Genomic DNA, 15,738 nt, shown 5'->3' on the forward strand with positions numbered 1-15,738 from the left:
TTCTTTCTTTTTTCTTCATTATGGAACAACTAGCTGAGAAACAGCTGAAGATTCCCGTTTTTTTTCACTTTCAGCAAACCTTCAGCTATCTTTCATGTGTACTTCAGCGCAAGACGCCATACTAGCAATTAGTTAGAGTCGGCATGACACAGACGCATTATAGCATGCTTGAAAAACATAAAGGAGACGGTGTAATGAATTTTATAAAACGTGCATTTTGGAGTATGAAAGCAAAAAAAGGTAAGACATTGCTTCAGCTGATTATTTTCACAGTCATATGTGTGTTTGTACTATCTGGATTAACCATACAATCTGCTGCCAAAGCATCCAGTGAGTTGGCAAGGCAAGAACTCGGAGGCTCTGTCACACTGCAGGTTGATCGTGAAGCAGCAATGGAGCAGCAAAGAAGTGAGCAAAGTGAAACAGATGGACCGCCGCAATTTACAAGTACCCCTATAAGCTTGGATGATGCAGCGTCTATTGCAGCTTTGGATCATGTGAATAGCTACAACTATTCTGTATCAGCATCAGCGAATGCAGAAGACTTCGATATTATAGAAAGCAGCACCTCATCAGAAAGTGACAGCAGTGATACTAATAGTGAACAGGCCCTTGGTGGAGATCAAGGCCGAGGCGGTATGGTACAAGCTGACCTGACTGTCAACGGTACACTAACGAGTGATGAAGCAGACAGTTTTAGCGATGGAGAAGCAGAAATTGTTGATGGTCGCGGTATTGAAACATCTGATGCTGGCAGCAATGTTGCTGTAATTGAGCAAACACTTGCTGAGGAAAATGATTTAGTAGTTGGTGATACAATCACAATCAGTTCTTCCAACGATGAAGATACAACACAAGAATTAGAAATTGTCGGTATTTATGAGACTAGTTCTGCAGGCAGTGACCAAGCAATGAATTTTTCATTCTTGAATCCGTACAACACAGTTTATGTACCTTATACTGCAGCAAATACGCTAAAAGGCGAAGATTATACGGATACCGTAGAATCGGTAACATATCAAATGGATGATGCAGAGAACATTGATGCATTCCTTCGTGCAGCTGAGAAGACAGATGTCGATTTTGATGTATATGAATTAGATGCAAACGATGATCTTTACCAGCAGATGGTAGGACCAATCGAAAACGTGGCATCATTTGCTAAAAATATCGTCTACCTTGTCACAGTTGCCGGTGCGATTATCCTTGCACTAATTGTTATGCTTTCTATTCGAGAGCGTAAGTACGAGATGGGTGTTTTGATGGCCATTGGTGAGAGCAAATGGAAGCTAGCAGGACAATTTGTAACAGAAATTGTGGTAACTAGCATCGTAGCAATTGGATTGTCTTCTTTATTCGGAAACCCGATTGCAAACGTGTTAGGCAATCAACTATTAGATCAGCAAACAACTGCATCAGCGGAGACTGCTTCAACTTCTATGCAGCAAGGACCTGGCGGCGGTGGTCCGATGGGCGGCGGTCCAGGACAAGCTGTGTCTGATGTATTCAGCCAGTCTAGTGACGCAGTCAGCAGCTTAAATATTAATGTGACGTGGGAAAATATCCTATTGCTTGTCGGTATTGGATTGGCAGTTGCGATTATCTCAGCACTGATTCCGTCCATTTCCATCCTTCGATTACAGCCGAAAAACATTTTAACTAAACAAGAATAGAAAGCAGGTATAAGTATGAAAACAGCTTTACTGTCATTTAAAAACGTTAGCTATTGGTATACAGATAAAGAAAATCCACTCTTTCAAACAGTAAATATCGATTTCTATAAAAATACATTCTACACCATTACTGGAACTTCCGGATCCGGTAAAACTACCTTCCTGTCTCTAGCAGGAGGGTTGGATAAACCGCGAGAAGGAGATATTGAATACAACGGAAAATCTATTCGCAAAATGGGACTTGGCAAATTTCGTCACGACTACGTCTCGATTGTCTTTCAATCCTACAATTTGATTCCTTATATGACAGCTTATCAAAATATAGCGTCTGCGATGGCTATTACTGGGACAAAAGTGGAAAACCAAGAGGATTTTATCTTAAAGATGCTCGCAAAAGTTGGTATTTCTGAAGAACAAGCAAAACAGCGTGTTCTCACCCTTAGCGGCGGACAGCAGCAGCGAGTTGCAATCACACGTGCATTCTGCTGTGATACCGAATTGATCGTAGCAGATGAACCGACAGGGAATCTTGATGATGAAACGTCAAAGGACATCTTAAAACTGTTTATTGATCTCGCTCACCAGGAAAATAAATGTGTCATTATGGTTACCCATGACCCTCAAATTGCAGCACAATCTGATGTTAACATCCAACTGTCCAACGGCAGTTTCCGCATGTTGCAGCATGTATAAAAGCTAATGAAAAATGCGTATCCATCAACGGATACGCATTTTCTTATTTCCTTTTTACTATATAACCGATAGACAAGATAACAATCCAGATTGGTAAAATGACAAGTGCCAGACGATAATCTGGAATATATGCCATGATTACAACGATTGCAGCTAGAAATAGCATGACAAGATAATTGGATATCGGATAGAACGGAAGCTTGAATGTCAGCTTCTTCTCCGCTTCTCTTCCTATTCGTTTCCGAAATCTTATTTGACTAATCATAATCATTGTCCAATTGATCACGATAGATGCTGTTGCAATTGACATCAAATAACTAAAGACTTTCTCGGGAAATAAGAAGTTGAGAATGACTGTGATAGCAGCTGCACCCGAGGAAACTAAGATAGCAGGTACAGGCGCTCCTGTCCGCTTGTCCACCTTTTGAAGAAACTTAGGTGCACTTCCTTGCCGGGCTAGGGAATGTAACATACGGCCATTACTATACAGACTGCTGTTATAAGCAGAAACTGCAGCAGTAAGAACAACGACATTCAGAATACCAGCAGCTGCCGGTATACCAACGCTATCAAAAATCTGGACGAATGGGCTGCTATTGCCATCCACTTCATTCCATGGAAAGATCGCCATAATGACGAGTAATGCGCCAACATAGAAAATTAAGATACGATAAACAACCTGATTGATTGCTTTGGGTATCGTTTTTTTCGGTGTCTCTACTTCACCTGCTGTAATACCGATAAGCTCCACTCCGCCGAAACTGAACATCACAAGAACAAGCGCTAATACGACGCCAGTCAAGCCATTCGGCATGAACCCACCTTCATCAAACAAGTTCGAAATTCCAGTAGGAACGCCGTCATTACCAATACCAGTAAAAATGATGAGCAACCCGAGAATGATCATCCCGATAATTGCTGCAACTTTTATAATCGCAAAGTAGAATTCAAATTCTCCATATAACTTGACACTCAATAAATTGATACAGGTAATCAACACTAGAAAACCAAATGCTGTTAACCAAGTCGGAATATCTGGGAACCAATATTGCACATAGATGCCGACAACGGTTAGTTCCGCCATGCTGATGGCAATATAGTTGAACCAATAATTCCAGCCTGAGATAAATCCAAAGTAATCGCCCATATTCTGCTGAGCATAATAACTAATCGAGCCAGAATTAGGTGAGTCAACAGACAACTCACCCAAAGCGCGCATAATAAGGAAGATCATCAATCCACCGACTAGATACGCAAGCGAGATTGCCGGTCCAGCTAATCCGATGGAAGAAGCAGAACCGTAGAACAAACCCGTCCCTATCGCCCCGCCAAGTGCAATCATCTGCACATGTCGGTTCTTCAACCCTTTGTGTAATGTATTCGGTGTTTGATCTTTTCTTGCCATGTCGATGCTCCTTACCAACTATCTAATAAATTGCCTTAATCTTTCTTAATGAAACGGCCAAATGCTTTACCAATTGGCAAGACAGTATGACCATAATGCCCATTTAGTACTGCTGCTGCAGAACCATAGAAAGATAATAGGGAAATGATTAACTCTGCAATTCCTGCAATTGTATGCGTTACTTCATATGCTATATCAAATGAACTTAAAGATAAACCGATAAATAAGAAGTCAATTGCCACGAAAATAAAGAACAATACTTTATGTGTACCCATAGCTCCAACTGTCATGAAGAGACTAAAAATAAGATACCCAATAAAAGCTACGCCCAACTGATGGCCGTCTGCTCCTGTCTGCAAGCTTTCTCCAAGTGCTCCAAGCTGCATAAGCCAGCTCATCCCCACGCCGAACCAGAAAAGTCCAAAAGCGCCAAAAGCTGTTGCTCCAAAAATATTATTGTGTTTGAAATCCTGAATCGAAGCGATCAGCTGTGCAATTCCTCCTAAGAAAAATGCCCATGGCAGGATCATAGAAAGTCCATCCGTTAAACCTAGCTTCTGAGAAGATGCAACAAGCGTTACCATTGCCAGACCGAATAATCCTAATGCACTCGGGTCAGCTGTAACGATCTTCACTGATGTTTTTGATGTTTCCAAAATGAATACCCCTTTCATATTTATCTTTATATTGGAAATATACGGGAGATCAATTGCAAGAAAATTTAGTATAATTATATGAATGCCCGTTTTGTCCAAATACAGCAGATTTTCTAATCATACACATTTTATAGGGGAGAATCTAGTCTATGCGTAAATTTAAGATTGAAGAAACCAGTATTTCATCCTTACAAGCAGACCTTGCATCCGGGAAAGTATCCTCCGTGACGCTAGTGCAGACATATCTGGAGCGAATTGCGAAAAGAGATTCAAGTAAAGACGGAACGAACAGTATATTGGAAATCAATCCTGATAGCTTATTTCTTGCTGAACAAATGGACAAAGAGAGAAAAGAACAACACTTGCGCGGAGAACTTCACGGTATCCCTGTCCTCTTAAAGGACAATATCAATACAGCAGATGGTATGCATACAAGTGCGGGTGCTCTCGTGCTGGCCCATCATTATGCTAAAACTGATGCCTTCATTGTCAAAAAGCTGCGAGAAGCAGGTGCCATTATTTTAGGCAAAGTGAACATGACAGAATGGGCTAATTTTATGTCCGATCCTATGCCGAATGGCTTTAGTAGCCGTGGCGGTCAAGTTCGCAATCCGTATGGCAGCTTTGACGTTGGTGGTTCAAGTTCGGGCACTGGAGCTGCTATAGCTAATAACCTCGCCGCTGTAGGTATTGGTACGGAGACCAGTGGTTCTATTCTCAGTCCCGCAAGCAGTAACTCATTAGTCGGGATTAAACCAACTGTCGGGCTCGTCTCTCGAACTGGTATTATCCCGATTGCACACAGCCAGGATACCGCTGGACCGATGACAAGAACTGTTCGAGATGCAGCGATGTTGCTCCAAGTAATAGCAGGTTCAGATGCACGTGATCCTGCAACACTCGCCGCACCCCAAGTACCGAATTATACAGAGTTTCTGAAGAACAAGGGACTGCAAGACAAGCGTCTTGGTATTGATGGACGCACATTAGAAAATTTAGATCCAGACAGACTGGAACTGATGGAGAGAGCATTTGCTGTCTTACGTGAGGAAGGGGCTGAACTTATTGATGTGTATGTGCCAGAGATCACGCGAGATTCAAGCGTCTTATTTCACGAGTTTAAACATGGGGTAAACCGCTACTTGCAGTCTGTGGAATCTTACTTACCGGCTCATACACTAAAAGAGGTAATTGACTGGAACCGCATGCACACCGATAATGCTTTACCATATGGTCAGGATCTGTTAGAAGCAGCTGAGAAAACAGACGGCACATTAAAACAAAGTAACTATTTAGCGGACCGTTTAGCAGATATTCACGACTCCCAAACAGAAGGCATTGATAAAATCATGACAGAATCTACTTTAGATGCTATTGTCTTTCCAAGCTATCATGGGTGTGATATTGCAGCAAAAGCGGGTTATCCTTCCATAACTGTTCCAGCAGGTTACACAAAGACTGGAGAGCCGTTTGGAATTACGTTTACTGCTGGTGCTTTTGAGGAATCTACCTTAATAGAAATCGGCGGCAGCTATGAAAGTGTCACAAAGCATCGAAGAGCTCCAAATTAATCTATTCTAAATTACAGTTGAAATCTCTTGCCTTGTATAGTAAGGTTATAGAGGTTTTAAATTGCATAAGAACTCATTAATTTGCATAGCCAATCATTAATTACAGCTTGTTTGTATGTATCTCTCAAGCGTAAAGCTGCCGAAGCTCGGCACATTTTGAGCGGGCACTATCTTTTTTATTTAGAATGACACTGTTGTATATAATAAGCCGTTCGGATAGAGCAAGTGTATCCGCTGCGGCTTTTTTTAGTAAACAAATAAAACAAGCCCATACTATAGACGAGGTGAAAGAAGTGAGCAAACAACATAACAAGACGGAACCTGGACTGCAACGAAAGCTCAAAGCCCGTCATTTGGGGATGATCTCCCTTGGAGGAACAATTGGAACAGGGTTGTTCCTAGCAAGCGGCGGAGCGATCAGCCAAGCAGGTCCCGGTGGCGCGCTGCTTGCATACGCTCTAATTGGCAGCATGGTGTTCTTCCTAATGACCAGTTTGGCAGAGATGGCAGCCTTCATGCCTGTATCCGGAAGCTTTAGCACATATGCTACCAAATTCATTGATGAATCACTTGGCTTTGCCCTCGGTTGGAATTATTGGTTCAGCTGGGCAACTACCATTGCGGCAGAACTCGTAGCTGTCACGCTCATTATGGATTTCTGGTTTCCAGATGTACCGTCTTGGATTTGGAGCGGTATCAGCCTGATCATCATGTTTTTATTGAATTATATTTCTGTTAAAGGCTTTGGAGAATCTGAATATTGGTTCTCTCTTATTAAAGTAATCACTGTCATTGTATTTATTATCGTCGGCGTATTAATGATCATTGGCATTTTTGGCGGAGAATCTCCTGGTTTCTCAAACTTCACAGTAAAAGATGCTCCGTTCAATGGCGGCTTTCTTGCATTACTTGGGGTGTTCATGGCAGCAGGGTTCTCCTTCATGGGAACCGAACTATTAGGAGCTGCTGCAGGTGAAGCAGATAATCCAAAAGTATCCATACCGAAAGCAATTCGATCTGTTTTCTGGCGAATTCTTTTGTTCTATATTCTAGCAATATTCGTTATTGGTATGCTCATTCCTTATACAACGGAGAGTTTGGCAAGCGAAGACGTTCGACTAAGTCCTTTCACTTTAGTGTTTGAGAAGGCTGGGATTGCTTTTGCTGCATCTGTCATGAACGCTGTTATTTTGACTGCTGTGCTGTCAGCTGGTAACTCCGGCATGTATGCCAGCACTCGGATGTTATGGAATCTTGCAAAAGAAGGAAAAGCTCCGCGTTTTCTTGGCAAACTGAATAAAAACGGCGTACCGGTAAACGCTTTGCTTGCAACAGCAGCTGTCGGATGCGCGGCCTTCCTTACCTCATTCTTCGGCAATGGTATCGTCTATACATGGCTCCTGAGTGTATCAGGAATGACTGGATTTATTATCTGGATCGGGATTGCTGTCAGTCACTATCGCTTCCGTAAAGCTTATGTGGCGCAAGGATATGACATCAAAGACTTGCCTTACACAGCGAAGTTTTACCCATATGCGCCGTTGTTTGCACTCACCTTGAGTATCTTTGTCATTATTGGACAAAGTGTCTCATCCTTTACAGAGAACGGATTTGACTGGGGCGGTTTTATTGCTTCCTATATCGGAATCCCGATCTTCTTGCTGTGCTGGATTATCTATAAAGTGAAATACAAAACAAAAGTGCATAAATTAGAGGATGTTGATTTAACAACTCCTGAACATGAAACAGCCCCGGACTAATGTCCGAGGCTGTTTTTTCATTACTAATAAGGCATTGATATAGCCAACGCGATAATGAAGATTAAATAAAGAACGAAAAGACCTTGATAGCATAAACCAATGATGGCACATACTCTTCCGCCTAAGTACAATGCTTTAATTGCCTCCGTATCCTCTGTAGTCTTAAGACTCTTGTTAGCAAATATAATTGCTATGATACCTGTAATAAGACCAATAACAGGCAGGAAGATAGCTAAAATTCCTAATGCTAATGTACCTGACGGCGAATAACGTTTTTCTTCCATGACTAAATCCCTCCCTTTTTCTCTCTATCTTTATTCCCGTACGAACTGCTTTTATAGCACATTTTCCAAATCATAGAAAAAGCATGCAGCTGCACCGCATGCCTTCCCATACTTACTTGAATACATTCTTCACTTTTTCAACCGTATAATGACTGCCGCCCTTATCTTGTACATCTTCTATCATCATACTAATCAGCATATCTTGCTTATCATAATCATATGCTACAAACCAGCCGTTTTCTTTCCCATTTTCATCATCTTTGCTTTGCTTCAGCTCAGCTGTACCAGTCTTACCCGCAATCGTTAAACCGTCCACTGCAGGCTGATGAGCTGATCCGCGTTCATCTTCTACAACACCGCGAAGACCCTCTGTAATCGCATTTGCTCCATCAGCCGGCAGAACATCCTCATGCCACACTGCAGGTTCAGCTGCTTTTGATTTCAGCAATGTAGGTTTAATCAGATTCCCATCATTTAAGAATGGTGTATAAGCAGCGGCTAAATGCAGCGGAGACATGAGTACTTGACCCTGACCATATCCAGAGTCCGCCAGCAATGTTTCACTGTTAAGACCATCATTTGAAACAGATGATGCTTTTGTTGGGAATGCGTAGTCTAATTCCTCATCAAAGCCGAATGACTCCAGACCTTTTTGGAAGTTTTCTGCCCCTGTATCCACCGCTGTCATAGCGAAATAAATATTATCGGAAGTAATCAGCGCATTCTCCAAGTCAACATCACTTAAACTACTCGATACACGTGTAACACTGTAGTCACCGAATTTGCCATCATTATCCCACGTTTTTCCTTCAATATGTTTCGCCTCATCAGGTGTGATAACACCATTTTCTAAGCCAACCGCTGCTGTTAACGGCTTGATTGTAGAACCAGGTGCGTATGTTTTATTAAACTTTGCAGAAAATGGACTGTTCTCATTATTAGACAGCTTTTCATATTCCTCTGCATCCCAGCCGAAAATGAAATTATTCGGATCATAAGATGGTGTGCTTACTAAGGCTAATGTTGCTCCGGTTTTCGGATCTATTGCTGCAGATGCACCGCTATCATCCTTCAGCTGGTTATAGATCTCTTTTTGCGTTTCGCTATCAATTGTTGTTTCAACATCTTCCCCATTTTGAACTTCGGTTTCTGCAATAATTTCTTGTTCTTCACTAGAGTCTGTGTAAATCTTCCAGCCGATTTCACCCCGAAGTTTATCTTCAAAGACAGATTCTAATCCAGTCGAGCCGACATAAGAAGTCGAACTATAATTGGAAGCATTGTCGTCTTCCTCTAAGAAATCTGCATCTACTTTCTTCACATAACCAGTCAAATGTGCTGCAGCTTCTCCAAGTGTGTAAAATCTGGAAGTAGTTTCTGTACTTTGTACACCAGGTAAAGCGGTCACTTCTTTCGCGAGATCACGCTCATCTGGGCGCAATGTCTTGATGGGAACATTTACCTCATCCGTCACCCAGCTTTGCTCTAATAGCGAATCAATCTCTTCCCTATCCATCTCCAAAATCTCTGCTACTTGATTCAAAGTCTCATCTTTTGTCTTGCCGTCAGCTTCAAGCTGACCTGGGATAAGTCCAATGGATGGTACAGTTGCATTAAATGCCAGCTCTGCTCCATTTGCATCAAGAATACGACCCCGCTCTGGTTCAATTGATGATATCCGCACACTTTCTTCTCCGTTCAACTGCGCAAAGATATAAGATGGATCCCAGTTTACTTTCCAAGCTGCCCCATCTTCTCCGTCCACTTTCACAAGCTCTGCATCCTTATCAAAAGCTACTTCTCCAGCAACCGTCTGCATAGAGACAGATAATGGAAGCTGCTGGGTATCTGCATCAGATTTCGCTTCTTCCTCGGAGACTTCGCCAACTTTCACTTTTAAATCCGTGACGCCAGCTTGTTCATAAATATCTGTATAACGTTTAACAAACGCTTCCTTGGTAATATCCTGTTGCGATTCTTCTGTCAACTGACTGTACATCTTATCGAAATCCTGTGAATTCCAATTGTCAACGAACTCATTCAAGCCATCTTTGGCTGACTGATCATCCGAACAAGCGGAAAGCAAGAATAGCGCACTCACGATAAATAAAACTGCTGCTAGACGTTTCATAGTTCACCTTTCCTCTTCAATATGCTGTCCCCAATTATAGCATAGCAAAGGAAAAACTTTGCAGAATTAACCCAAGTATTTCCCAGGAAATAACCTAACTATGTCGCTAATGAGCTTTTATTACAAGTTATCAAATAACAAACCGAACTGCAGAGAATCCTACACTAGAATTTTCAGAAGTTCGGTTTGTTTACGCTTTATAAGCTCACAGTTTAAGCCTCATACATGGGACACAATAGCTTCCATGCTGCCTCTTATAACGTAACGATCAATGTGTACAGGTAAAACGAAGTGATCCCCTTTGTGCAGCTGGAAAGACTGGCCGCCCAAAGTTATCTCTCCTGTCCCGGCAATGATGCTAACTTGCATGAAGCTATCAGGGGTTTTCACTTCTGACTCACCTGTTATGTGCCAATGATAAACGGAAAAATATTCGTTTTGCACAAGCTTCTGCTCTGTACAATTTCCTATCGTCACAGCAGGCTTTCTCGTATCAGTTGTTTCATGTGGAACAGTTGAAACGGCCTTGGCCGAATCTAGATGCAGATCACGTGTGTTTCCTTGATCATCTTCTCGGTCGTAATCATATACACGATAGGTAATGTCGGAACTTTGCTGTGTTTCTAAAATAACGATACCCGCACCAATGGCATGGATAGCGCCACTTGGCACATAAACAAATTCTCCTTTTGATACTGGAATACGGCGCAGCAGCTGATCCCATTCGCCTTGGTCAATCATTTGCTCTAACTGCTCTTTCGTTTGCGCATGGTGGCCGAACACAATCTCAGCACCTGGCTCTGCATCAACAATATACCAGCACTCTGTCTTTCCGTACGGTTGATTCTCTACTTTCTGCGCATATGTATCATCTGGATGCACTTGCACGGATAAATCCGTCTTAGCATCAAGTAACTTTACTAGCAAAGGATAATCTTCGTTGCTATATTCGCCAAACAATTCTCGATGATGCTGCCAGGCATCTAATAATGTCTTACCAGCTAAAGCGCCGTTCTTTATTTTACTTGGTCCGTTTGGGTGTGCCGATATTACCCAAGCTTCGCCAGTATGCTCCGATGACAGATTATATCCAAATACCTCTGCCAATTTGGTACCTCCCCAGATTCGCTCCTGCAAAACAGGATCCAGGAAGATAGGTTCTTCTGTATACATATATAAATCCTCACCTTCCGATTCTACTAACCTCCTTTATTTTACCAATAGATTTATACTGCTGACTATACTTTATTGTTGTTTGATTGTTCTGATTTATATATGATGGATATAATAATCTATCTTTTTACAAAAGCGTTTAGAAACTACCGAATGAGGAACTTATACAATGTACTCTAACAAAGGAAGGAAAGAAAACTATGGAGAAAGAAATCCATTATTCTACGAAAATTAGCGATGCATTTTTCCGCCAGGTCATTGATTATGTAGGCGCAGGGGTTGTCATTACAGATCCCGCATTGCCAGATAATCCGATCATTTATACGAATGCTGCCTTCGAAAAGATTTCTGGCTATCCGACGAAAGAAATCATTGGTCAAAACTGCCGCTTTTTGCAAGGTGAAAAGACTACTAGAACAGAAGTAGCAAAAGTTCGTGAGGCAATTAAGGAAGAGCGCTCAGTGGTCGTAGAATTGGAGAATTACCGCAAAGACGGGACAATGTTTTGGAATGAACTTGCTTTATACCCAATCTATGTTCCAAGTGAAGATAAACTTTATTTTGTTGGAGTTCAAAAAGATGTCTCTGACCGTAAGTCCGAAGAAGCAAAAACAGCAGGCTATAAACAGGAAGCTAGCTTGCTTTCGACGCCATTTGTCCCAATTACCGAGAATATCTGCATTCTGCCGCTTGTCGGTAATATAGATGCTCAGCGTTGGGAAGAAATATATCAGCGTATTTCTGCTCATGTGTATGATCATGATGAAGAAATTTTTATTATGGATCTCCAAGGTATCCAGGATTTAAATGATGATGTGCATAAAGGGATTCTGAAATTACAGCAGTTGCTTCAAGTGATGGGAGCAAAACTCATTGTAACTGGAATTGAGCCGAGCACAGCTAAAGCTGGTGTGAATCTGGCTGATTTTCGTAAAAACAATATATCTTTCTATGCCAGTGTACAGCAGGCTTTAGAAGGTATCCGTGCCTTGAATACTTAATATAATGGAAAGAGGCTGGGACAAAACGAGATTAATTCATCCTAAAAGCGAACAATGACTAGATCCATACTTTTTCATGCAGCCCTCTGATAGTTGCTGCTTTCCAAATCTAGCTGTTATAGTCGGACAAGAATGGCTTTTGAAGTAGATGCCGACAAGAAAATCGCTTTTTATTTTCGAGGAGTCTACGTATTCTTTCTATACTAGTAAAGGTCCTCATAACAAGAATTAGTGTAGGAAATACACGGAGACTCCCGCGGGAGGAAGGCTAGGGTAGACCCCGCAATGCGCTTTTTGCACGAGGAGGCTTCCCAGCCGCCCGCAGGAAAGCGGAGTGTATTTCCGAAGCGATGCTCTCCTATTCCTTCAATGCAAAAATCCAAACAATACTGCTTTTAATTGCAGTATTGTTTGGATTTTTATATAGCTTAAACAGTTTGTCCCAGTCTTTTTCAATGTATTTGCGACTTAATTATCTCTGTAATGGTTTCTTTCGGCAGTGGTTCATGCTGCCGCTCCCAGTCTGATATGAGCGCAATATAGGTTCGATAAATTAAAAATGCCAGAAGCTCAGGTTCATGCATTGTACTAATCCCTTTTTCTTGCTCCTTCTCGATCACTGACTTGATGTAATCGAGAATCATCCTCTCCACTTGTGTCAAAATCTCCAGCACTTCAGCTGTACCTAATTCCTTCGCTTCTTGTCCCAGCTTGATTAATAGCTGATGGTTTTCTCGGAAGTTTAGAATGGCATCCAGCATCGCCTGGATATTCTCATGGAATGCCGCGTCTTCATGTAAGGCTGCTTCTGCCGATTGCCGAAGATTCTTCATTGTTCGGTCAAGAATAGTAGAAAACAATGTTTCTTTACTATCAAAGAACGTATAGATTGTCCCTTTAGCTACCTTGGCAATCTTTGCGACTGATGCCATGGTTGTCGCTTTGAATCCAAATTGGCTGAATGACGTCTCAGCAGCCTCTATAATCCGTTCTTTTTTATCTATAATCATTGTTTTCTACCCCTTCTTTACATGGAGACCGCTGTTTCTTCTTCTGTCTCTTTTTTATATTTCCGTGTCTGCAATGCGTAAACTAAAATCGTCAATGCTAAGAATAGCACAGAAAAGATACTCAAGTAACCTGCTTGCTGCCAGAGAAATCCCCAGTCATCTCCAATCGAGATTATCTCCCTAAAACCGCTGATTGCGTACGTCATCGGTACAAACTTGTGAATGACTTGGAAAAATTCCGGAAGCAATGCAACCGGATACGTTCCCGCACCAGCTCCAATTTGGACGAGCAATACAATGATACCTAGGAAACGTCCGACATTATCTAAAGCAACCGTAAGCAGCTGTATTAACAGGAAGCTTGTTAAGCTAAAGAGGAGAGCAAAGACGAGCAAGCGCCATTCACTGTGTACTTGTAAATGAACAACATGGACGAGCATAATAACCGCAAATAACGATTGCAATATACTTACAAAGAACACAATACTAAATTTGCTTAGGAACCAAGAGAAACCAGATGTTGGTCTGCCCGCAGGATCTCGAAGCGGAAAGATGTTTGTAAACACGAGCGCCCCAACGAACAGCCCGATGGAAAGAATGTACGGAGCAAGCCCTTCTCCATAGCTATGCACTGTACTTAATTTCTCATTCTGCACATCTGTAGGGCTGGCAAACATCGTCTCTGTCTTATCACTGGTACTAACATTTGCATCTTCTGCACCTTTGGCCAGCTGATCATACAATTCGCTGCTTCCATCCGTTACACTTTGTGTTCCATCAGATAATGTTTTAGAGCCATCTGTCAGCTTGCTCGCACCATCCGCTAACTGCGGACCATTGATGTTCAACTGATCGAGTCCATTGGTGATCTTGGAGCTGCCTGACTGCAGCTGCCCTAAAGCGTCACGCACAGCTTGGGAACCGCTCACTAAAGCTGGTGCTCCATTTGCAGCTTGACTAACACCATCTGCATAAGCACCTATGCCGCTATTGAGTTCTGACTGACCAGATTGAATTTCTGCTGCTCCATTATATAATTTGCCAGCAGCCGCGTTGATATCCGTCAGTGCAGTTTGTGTTTGCTCAGCACCATCTGCAAGTTTTTGAATTTGACCAAGCTGCTTATTGATTCCTTCAAGTTCCTCTTGCACCGCTTCTGGGTCAATAGTTGGCAGTTGAACTTCTGGAACAGATGCATGATCAGCAAGTTTCTTTACCTGTTTTTGCAATTGCTGCTGCTTTTCCTCCGTTGTTAAATCGTCATTTGCCAGAGTAGCTTGCAGCTGACTGAGTTGAGACGTCTGCTCTTCCTGTGACTTCTGCAGCTGCTGTGCAACCTCGGCAAGTTCATCCAGACTAGTTTTTATAGTATCTCCGGCAGTTTGCACTTTTTCATTAGCAGCCGCTATCCCATTATTTAATTCTGGAAAACTCCCAGCCAATTGGCCTGTCGCTTGCTGCAGCTGATCTAGCCCGCTGGTTAACGCATTAGTGCCACTCACTAACTGATCCGACCCACTTGTCAGATCACCGCTTTTACCATTTAAAGTTTGCAAGCCTTTATTTAACTGTGTAATGCCATCATCTACTTCAGGATATTGGGAAGCTAGACTTCCTATACCTTGATTCAAATCCTGCATACCTTGATCCGCTTCTCCGACTTTCTCTGTATAAGTGGCAGTACTAGTTGATAAACTGGCTAAGTTTTTGTTCAAATTTTTTGCACCTTCATTTAATTCACTTGAGCCATCTGCCAGCTCTTTCGAACCATCACTTGCCTGTTTTAATCCATCTGCAACATCCGCTAAGCTAGTAAATACAGCGTGTGCATATTCTTCGGTCACTTGTTCAGCAACTTCTCTTTCTAATTGCTGAATCGCACTGTCCGTAATCTTGGAAGCCGGATAGTTCTTACCAGGGTTTGAGTAATAGTTAATATCCATTTGCTCCGGATTCTCATTGAGTAATGTTGCTGCGTTAGCAGAGAAATTTTCAGGGATTTTGACAACCATATAATAATCCTCTGCCTTTAATCCATCCATTGCCTGCTTTTCTTCTACAAATTGCCAATTGAATTTATCGTTATCCTGCAGATTATCCACAAAATCCGACCCAACATGAAGCTCTTTTCCTTCAAAGGTTGACCCTTTGTCTAAATTGACGACAGCAACAGGCAATTGATTCGTATTGTTGTAAGGATCCCAGTTTGCTGCTAGAAAAATAGCACTATATAGCAAAGGCACAACAAGAATACCGCATATCGCCAACAGCAACTTACGATCTTTCCATATACGCCGCCATTCCTTTTTCAACATGTTCATAACTTTCCCCCCTATATTCACTGTAACACTTATCCACAAATACCAACTGACCAATTTGGA

The 15,738-nt window shown here is 42.0% G+C and carries 12 protein-coding genes; 5 read left to right on the forward strand and 7 right to left on the reverse strand.

The window, feature by feature from the left end:
• Positions 1-194: 194 nt before the first annotated feature.
• Complete coding sequence (locus KS242_RS17165; RefSeq protein WP_217322451.1) at positions 195-1,673, forward strand: ABC transporter permease; 1,479 nt, start codon at positions 195-197, stop codon at positions 1,671-1,673.
• A 15-nt stretch (positions 1,674-1,688) separates the two neighbouring features.
• Complete coding sequence (locus KS242_RS17170; RefSeq protein WP_217322452.1) at positions 1,689-2,366, forward strand: ABC transporter ATP-binding protein; 678 nt, start codon at positions 1,689-1,691, stop codon at positions 2,364-2,366.
• A 43-nt stretch (positions 2,367-2,409) separates the two neighbouring features.
• Here KS242_RS17170 and KS242_RS17175 read toward each other — a convergent pair whose 3' ends face one another.
• Together KS242_RS17175 and KS242_RS17180 are read right to left on the reverse strand one after the other, a co-directional pair.
• Positions 2,410-3,771, reverse strand: coding sequence for an amino acid permease (locus tag KS242_RS17175; RefSeq protein WP_217322453.1), 1,362 nt, complete (start codon positions 3,769-3,771; stop codon positions 2,410-2,412).
• A gap of 35 nt (positions 3,772-3,806) precedes the next feature.
• A complete protein-coding gene (locus tag KS242_RS17180; protein WP_254391757.1) occupies positions 3,807-4,427 on the reverse strand; it encodes an acetate uptake transporter in 621 nt (206 codons plus the stop codon).
• Between the two features lie 149 nt (positions 4,428-4,576).
• On the opposite strand from KS242_RS17180, the gene KS242_RS17185 reads away from it, so the two are divergent.
• Positions 4,577-5,998: an amidase family protein gene (locus tag KS242_RS17185; protein WP_217322455.1), complete on the forward strand. Its 1,422-nt coding sequence runs from the start codon at positions 4,577-4,579 to the stop codon at positions 5,996-5,998.
• 284 nt (positions 5,999-6,282) lie between these two features.
• Positions 6,283-7,758: an amino acid permease gene (locus KS242_RS17190; protein ID WP_305852610.1), complete on the forward strand. Its 1,476-nt coding sequence runs from the start codon at positions 6,283-6,285 to the stop codon at positions 7,756-7,758.
• A gap of 23 nt (positions 7,759-7,781) precedes the next feature.
• Here the strand turns inward: KS242_RS17190 and KS242_RS17195 are convergent, their stop codons facing one another.
• From KS242_RS17195 to manA, 3 genes are all read right to left on the reverse strand, one after another.
• Complete coding sequence (locus tag KS242_RS17195; RefSeq protein WP_217322457.1) at positions 7,782-8,042, reverse strand: DUF4190 domain-containing protein; 261 nt, start codon at positions 8,040-8,042, stop codon at positions 7,782-7,784.
• A 112-nt stretch (positions 8,043-8,154) separates the two neighbouring features.
• On the reverse strand, positions 8,155-10,173 hold the full coding sequence (locus tag KS242_RS17200) for a penicillin-binding transpeptidase domain-containing protein (RefSeq protein WP_217322458.1): 2,019 nt from the start codon (positions 10,171-10,173) through the stop codon (positions 8,155-8,157).
• Between the two features lie 219 nt (positions 10,174-10,392).
• Entirely contained in the window at positions 10,393-11,346 is a 954-nt protein-coding gene (gene manA, locus KS242_RS17205; RefSeq protein WP_217322459.1) for a mannose-6-phosphate isomerase, class I, read from the reverse strand.
• A gap of 200 nt (positions 11,347-11,546) precedes the next feature.
• Between manA and KS242_RS17210 the strand changes: the two genes are divergently transcribed.
• Positions 11,547-12,347: a YtvA family blue-light photoreceptor gene (locus KS242_RS17210; protein ID WP_217322460.1), complete on the forward strand. Its 801-nt coding sequence runs from the start codon at positions 11,547-11,549 to the stop codon at positions 12,345-12,347.
• 452 nt (positions 12,348-12,799) lie between these two features.
• Here KS242_RS17210 and KS242_RS17215 read toward each other — a convergent pair whose 3' ends face one another.
• Positions 12,800-13,357 (reverse strand): TetR/AcrR family transcriptional regulator, encoded by a 558-nt coding sequence (locus KS242_RS17215; RefSeq protein WP_217322461.1) that lies wholly within the window; start codon positions 13,355-13,357, stop codon positions 12,800-12,802.
• A 17-nt stretch (positions 13,358-13,374) separates the two neighbouring features.
• Positions 13,375-15,678 carry a YhgE/Pip domain-containing protein gene (locus tag KS242_RS17220; protein ID WP_217322462.1) on the reverse strand — a complete coding sequence of 768 codons (2,304 nt, stop codon included), beginning with the start codon at positions 15,676-15,678 and terminating at the stop codon, positions 13,375-13,377.
• Positions 15,679-15,738: the final 60 nt, after the last annotated feature.

The organism is Terribacillus sp. DMT04, assembly GCF_019056395.1.
Classification (GTDB): Bacteria; Bacillota; Bacilli; order Bacillales; family Amphibacillaceae; genus Terribacillus; species Terribacillus aidingensis_A.

What these genes read in the sequence shown, in the direction of transcription:
- KS242_RS17165 (WP_217322451.1), top strand. Translation starts at nt 195, where the DNA reads ATGAATTTTATAAAACGTGCATTTTGGAGTATGAAAGCAAAAAAAGGT.
- KS242_RS17170 (WP_217322452.1), top strand. Translation starts at nt 1,689, where the DNA reads ATGAAAACAGCTTTACTGTCATTTAAAAACGTTAGCTATTGGTATACA.
- KS242_RS17175 (WP_217322453.1), bottom strand. Translation starts at nt 3,771, where the DNA reads ATGGCAAGAAAAGATCAAACACCGAATACATTACACAAAGGGTTGAAG.
- KS242_RS17185 (WP_217322455.1), top strand. Translation starts at nt 4,577, where the DNA reads ATGCGTAAATTTAAGATTGAAGAAACCAGTATTTCATCCTTACAAGCA.
- KS242_RS17195 (WP_217322457.1), bottom strand. Translation starts at nt 8,042, where the DNA reads ATGGAAGAAAAACGTTATTCGCCGTCAGGTACATTAGCATTAGGAATT.
- KS242_RS17200 (WP_217322458.1), bottom strand. Translation starts at nt 10,173, where the DNA reads ATGAAACGTCTAGCAGCAGTTTTATTTATCGTGAGTGCGCTATTCTTG.
- manA (WP_217322459.1), bottom strand. Translation starts at nt 11,346, where the DNA reads ATGTATACAGAAGAACCTATCTTCCTGGATCCTGTTTTGCAGGAGCGA.
- KS242_RS17210 (WP_217322460.1), top strand. Translation starts at nt 11,547, where the DNA reads ATGGAGAAAGAAATCCATTATTCTACGAAAATTAGCGATGCATTTTTC.
- KS242_RS17215 (WP_217322461.1), bottom strand. Translation starts at nt 13,357, where the DNA reads ATGATTATAGATAAAAAAGAACGGATTATAGAGGCTGCTGAGACGTCA.
- KS242_RS17220 (WP_217322462.1), bottom strand. Translation starts at nt 15,678, where the DNA reads ATGAACATGTTGAAAAAGGAATGGCGGCGTATATGGAAAGATCGTAAG.